The 4,676-nt window shown below is 63.5% G+C and carries 7 protein-coding genes; 3 read left to right on the top strand and 4 right to left on the bottom strand.

The annotated features are described in order from the left end of the window. A partial coding sequence (locus tag EOD07_RS23410) for a phosphotransferase (protein ID WP_164772458.1) occupies positions 1 to 401 on the top strand: 401 nt, incomplete at its 5' end. Continuing rightward, a complete protein-coding gene (gene rnhA / locus EOD07_RS23405) occupies positions 398 to 928 on the top strand; it encodes a ribonuclease HI (protein ID WP_127237140.1) in 531 nt (176 codons plus the stop codon). The genes EOD07_RS23410 and rnhA, both read left to right, overlap by 4 nt. Positions 929 to 944: 16 nt before the next feature. Here the strand turns inward: rnhA and EOD07_RS23400 are convergent, their stop codons facing one another. The 3 genes from EOD07_RS23400 to EOD07_RS23390 form a co-directional block, all read right to left on the bottom strand. Then, positions 945 to 1,421: a DUF2938 domain-containing protein gene (locus EOD07_RS23400; protein ID WP_073986999.1), complete on the bottom strand. Its 477-nt coding sequence runs from the start codon at positions 1,419 to 1,421 to the stop codon at positions 945 to 947. 100 nt (positions 1,422 to 1,521) lie between these two features. Further along, positions 1,522 to 2,004, bottom strand: a complete 483-nt coding sequence (locus EOD07_RS23395; protein ID WP_073987000.1) for a peroxiredoxin — start codon at positions 2,002 to 2,004, stop codon at positions 1,522 to 1,524. Positions 2,005 to 2,254: 250 nt separating this feature from the next. Then, positions 2,255 to 3,061 (bottom strand): protein-disulfide reductase DsbD domain-containing protein, encoded by an 807-nt coding sequence (locus tag EOD07_RS23390; protein ID WP_127237139.1) that lies wholly within the window; start codon positions 3,059 to 3,061, stop codon positions 2,255 to 2,257. Positions 3,062 to 3,186: 125 nt separating this feature from the next. Here EOD07_RS23390 and EOD07_RS23385 point away from each other — a divergent pair, with 125 nt between their 5' ends. Further along, the gene (locus EOD07_RS23385) at positions 3,187 to 3,795 is read left to right on the top strand and encodes a YqgE/AlgH family protein (protein ID WP_073987002.1); all 609 of its coding nucleotides are present in this window, start codon (positions 3,187 to 3,189) and stop codon (positions 3,793 to 3,795) included. A 159-nt stretch (positions 3,796 to 3,954) separates the two neighbouring features. On the opposite strand, the gene EOD07_RS23380 is transcribed toward EOD07_RS23385, so the two are convergent. Beyond that, positions 3,955 to 4,676, bottom strand: a 722-nt coding sequence (locus EOD07_RS23380) for an EAL domain-containing protein (RefSeq protein ID WP_164772457.1), incomplete at its 5' end; no start/stop codon positions are given.

Genomic DNA, 4,676 nt, shown 5'->3' with positions numbered 1-4,676 from the left:
GCATCATCCATGCCGATCTGTTCCCGGACAATGTCTTCTTCCTCGGCGAGAAACTGTCCGGGCTGATCGACTTCTATTTCGCCTGTGACGATCTCTACGCTTACGATGTCGCCACCTGCCTCAACGCCTGGTGTTTCGAGAAGGATTTTTCCTTCAATCTCACCAAGGGGGCGGCGCTGCTTTCCGGCTATCAGTCGGTGCGGCCGCTCTCGGGCGAGGAGAAGGCGGCGCTGCCGATGCTGGCGCGCGGCTCGGCGCTGCGCTTCATGCTGACAAGGCTCTATGACTGGCTGACCATTCCGGATGGCGGGCTGGTGATGAAGCGCGACCCGACCGAATATATCCGCCGCATGCGCTTTCACCGCGCCATCAAGTCGCCATCCGAATATGGGCTGACATGAACAAAAAGATCGAGATCTTCACCGACGGCGCCTGCTCGGGCAATCCCGGGCCGGGCGGCTGGGGCGCGGTGCTGCGCTACAACGGCGTCACCAAGGAACTGTCCGGCGGCGAGGCTGGGACCACCAACAACCGCATGGAGTTGCTCGCCGCCATCACCGCGCTCAACGCGCTGAAGGAACCTTGCACGGTCGACCTCTACACCGACAGCAAATACGTCATGGACGGCATCTCGAAATGGATCCATGGCTGGAAGAAGAACGGCTGGAAGACGGGCGACAGGAAGCCGGTCAAGAATGGCGAGCTCTGGCAGGCGCTCGACGAGGCCAACCGGCGTCACAAGGTGACCTGGCACTGGGTCAAGGGCCACGCCGGCCACCCGGAGAACGAGCGCGCCGACGAGCTGGCCCGGCAAGGCATGGCGCCGTTCAAGCCGAAGCTGGCAAGGCCTGCGCCGGTTGCGGCAGCGCCACAGAAGGCCGCTCCAACCGGCAAACGCGCACCCCGGCGCTCTACGCAGAGCTACTGACGCGGGACTTCTACAGCTAACGGATCAGCAGCGCCGTCGAGAACATGCCGAGCGCGAACACCGTGTGCGCCACGAGGTTGAGCGCGCGCACCTTCATCGGATTGGGCAGCTTGGATGCCGCCCAGCCTGCGCCCATGCCGGGCGCCAGCAGGAACCAGCCGGCCCCGACCGTGACGATGCCGAGGATGAAGGCCGGCAGGAAGGTCGGCGCCGCCAGCCAGCCCGCGCCGGCGAGCACGACAAGGATCACGCCGTAGAGGATGCCGACCAGATAGTGGAAGGCCCAGCCCAGCGCCTTTTCATGCGCATAGGGCGCGGCCTTGCCGATATCGTCGTGAAAGACCCTCTCCGGCAGATGCCGGACCCAGCGTCCGACCATGCCCCAATTGGGCAAGGGATGGCCGATCGCCTTGTTGAGGATGATCGCCCAGATATCCATGAACACCGTGGCGCCGATGCCGATCGCCACCGCGCGCCAGAGAATGTCCAGCATCAGAGCATGATCCCGAAAAGTGGGAACCGGTTTTCGGACAAGATCATGCTCCAACAAAGAGGGAGATCAGGATGGCGGGTCAACGAAACGTCATCCTGATCTAGAGCTGCTCGAGGATCTTGGCGGCGCCGCTTTCGTTGACGCCAGGCTTGGTCTCGACATTGAGCGCCACGACCTTGCCGTCGTCGACGATCATCGAAAAGCGCTTGGAGCGCAGGCCCATGCCGGCCGCGGAAAGATCGTTGTCGAGCCCCACGGCCTTGGCGAAATCACCGCTGCCATCGGCGAGATAGAGGATCTTGCCCTCGCCGCCGGAGAAGCGCGCCCAGGCGCCCATGACATGCACGTCGTTGACCGAGACGACGGCGATCGTGTCGACGCCACGCGCGAGAATGGCGTCGTGGTTTTCCAGATAGCCTGGCAAATGGTTGTTGCTGCAGGTCGGCGTGAAGGCGCCGGGGACGCCGAATAACACCACCTTCTTGCCAGCGAAGATTTCTTTGCCGTTTATATCCTTCGCGCCATCGGCGGTCATCGTCTTGAAGGTCACGTCGGGCAGTTTTTCGCCAACCGAAATGGTCATGGGGAGCCTCGTTTGCGGGAGATGGGAAGGACCGACGCCTTCGATATCGGACTGCGCGGCGGCCAGCAACCTCTCACAACAAGTCCAGGAAAAGTGCGCAGCGGTTTTCCTGGACGGAATTGCGGCTCTCAGAGCAATTCCAGGAAAAGTGTGCTGCGGTTTTCCGTCCGGAATTGCGGCTCTCAGAGCAATTCCAGGAAAAGTGTGCTGCGGTTTTCCGTCCGGAATTGCGGCTCAGAAAGCCCCTGGATCAAGGGAAAGGCAGCAACCCGTCGACGGAACCTTCGGCGCTGGTCAGCGTGTAGTATAGCCCGCCATCGGTCGGCGTCGCCGACGGCCGGTCGAGGATCGGCACGGTGAAGACGAGCTTGCCGTCCTTCTGGCTGCGCACCGGCGCGCCGAACATATAGTCGCGCTCCCCGGCGATGAAGAAATCGACGGATGCCGGATCGCCGGGCGACTGCGCCTGGACGACAAGGGTTTCGTGGTCTCCGGGCAGCACGCTGACGCCGAAATCGGACCGGGCCGGAGAGGGCAGCGCCGCGAGCGCGGTTTTCACCAGTGCGGCGTCGGTCGCGTTATCCGGATCGGAGCCGGGGTCGACGCTGAGCCGGGTCTGCACCGGAATGCAGATCGTCTCGCAGATACCGAGGAAGACATGGGCGTCGATGGTCGCCGGCTGGCCGGGCGAAGACAGCGTGAAGGTCACCGGCAGCGATACCGGACGATCGTAGCCGGCCCATTTGCCGTAGCCGTCGTCATGCCGCTGCGGCGGCGGGAACGACATTTGCGCGTCGGCGATGTTGGTGCTGCCGGATATGTCGAGCTGCGGCGGCACGCCGGCATCGCCCGGATCGCGCCAATAGGTCTTCCAGCCGGGCTTCAACGCGATGTCGAGCACGCCGTGAATCTTGCCGGCCTCGTCGGGCTCGCCGGTGGTCACCAGCCGCACCTTGCCGCCTTCCGAGTTGTACCAGATCGAGGAGGAGGCCTCGGCTGGGAGGCTTGCAGCCCACCCCAAAACGACGCCGAGAACCAGTATTTTCATGTATCGCATGCGGTGATTTGACCGTCCGTTGTTGGCCGCGCAATGACTTCGTCACCCTTCCGGTATCATATTTGCGTGACATCGGGGACCGGCACCATCTTTTCGGCGCTGCCGAAACGCGTTACGCTCAGGCCATGGACTTGCTGCGCCACAAGAAGGCGGCCGCCGGACGCGGCTTCCTCGACGACCAGTTCCTGATTGCCATGCCAGGCATGAAGGACGATCGCTTCGCGCGCTCCGTCATCTATGTCTGCGCCCATAGCGACGAGGGCGCGATGGGGCTGATCATCAATCAGACACAGCAGATGCTGTTTCCGGACCTGCTCGTGCAGCTCGGCATCATGAACGAGCAGGAAGCGATCCGCCTGCCGGCGCATACGCGCGATTTCGTCGTGCGCAATGGCGGGCCGGTCGACCGCAGCCGCGGCTTCGTGCTGCATTCCGGCGACTATCGCGTGGAATCCTCGCTCAAAGTCTCCGACGACATCTGCCTGACGGCAACCGTCGACATCCTGCGCGCCATCTCCACCGGCCGTGGCCCGCGCCATGCGCTGATGGCGCTCGGCTATTCCGGCTGGGGCGCCGGCCAGCTCGAAACCGAGATCGCGGAGAACGGCTGGCTCACCTGTCCGGCGACGCAGGAACTTCTCTTCGACACCGATATCGAGCGCAAATACGATCGTATCCTGGCTTCGATCGGCATCGACCTCGCCCATCTCAGCGCCGCCGCGGGGCACGCTTAAGCCTACCGAGCAGACGCAGAGGCCGTTTCGAAACTCGCTCATGCGAGTCATATGGTGGTGATTTCGAGAACCGGAGCGGAGCGTGCTTAACGCACGTGAGCACCGGAAGCGCAGAAAGCGCCGCCAGATGGCCGCAGGAGTAGAGTTTCCAAACGGCCTCTAAGCCTGCGTCAGCGGGTACTGCTCCCTCAGCGTCTTCAGCACCTGGTCGCCGGGCATCGGTGCGCCGAACATGAAGCTCTGGACATATTCGCAGCCCATCTGGCGCAGCTCCAGCGCGTCGCTCTCGTCCGAAATGCCTTCCGCCACCACCGAAAGGCCTAGCTCATGCGCCATGTTGACCATGGATTTGAGCAGCACGGCGCGCTTCGGCGTCGTGTCGTCGACGAAGCTCTTGTCGATCTTGATCGTGTCGAAAGGGAAGCGCGTCAGATAGGAGAGCGACGAATAGCCCGTGCCGAAATCGTCGAGCGACAGCCCGATGCCGAGCTGCTTGAGCTTGGCCAGCACATGCGCGGTCTGCTCGGGATTGTCCATCACCAGGGATTCGGTGAGCTCGAGCCGGAAGCAGCGCGGCTTCAGATTGGCGCGCGCGATGACCGAGCGGACGTCGCTGACCAGATCGCGGCGGATGAGCTGGCGGCTCGACAAATTGACCGAGATGGACAGCGGCGCGTCGCCGATCTGCTTTTGCCAGGCAGCCAGGTCCTCGGCCGCCTGCTGCATGGCGAACAGGCCGAGCTGCACGATCAGCCCGCAATTCTCGGCCACCGGGATGAAGTCCCCCGGCGGGATCATGCCGCGCCTGGGATGGTCCCAGCGAAGCAGCGCCTCGAAGCCGGCGACGCTGCCGTCCTCCAGCCGCACGATCGGCTGGTAGG

The sequence above is a fragment of the Mesorhizobium sp. M2C.T.Ca.TU.002.02.1.1 genome (genome assembly GCF_003997225.1).
This window is presented reverse-complemented; position numbering and strand designations above follow the sequence as displayed.

What these genes read in the sequence shown, in the direction of transcription:
- rnhA (WP_127237140.1), top strand. Translation starts at nt 398, where the DNA reads ATGAACAAAAAGATCGAGATCTTCACCGACGGCGCCTGCTCGGGCAAT.
- EOD07_RS23400 (WP_073986999.1), bottom strand. Translation starts at nt 1,421, where the DNA reads ATGCTGGACATTCTCTGGCGCGCGGTGGCGATCGGCATCGGCGCCACG.
- EOD07_RS23395 (WP_073987000.1), bottom strand. Translation starts at nt 2,004, where the DNA reads ATGACCATTTCGGTTGGCGAAAAACTGCCCGACGTGACCTTCAAGACG.
- EOD07_RS23390 (WP_127237139.1), bottom strand. Translation starts at nt 3,061, where the DNA reads ATGCGATACATGAAAATACTGGTTCTCGGCGTCGTTTTGGGGTGGGCT.
- EOD07_RS23385 (WP_073987002.1), top strand. Translation starts at nt 3,187, where the DNA reads ATGGACTTGCTGCGCCACAAGAAGGCGGCCGCCGGACGCGGCTTCCTC.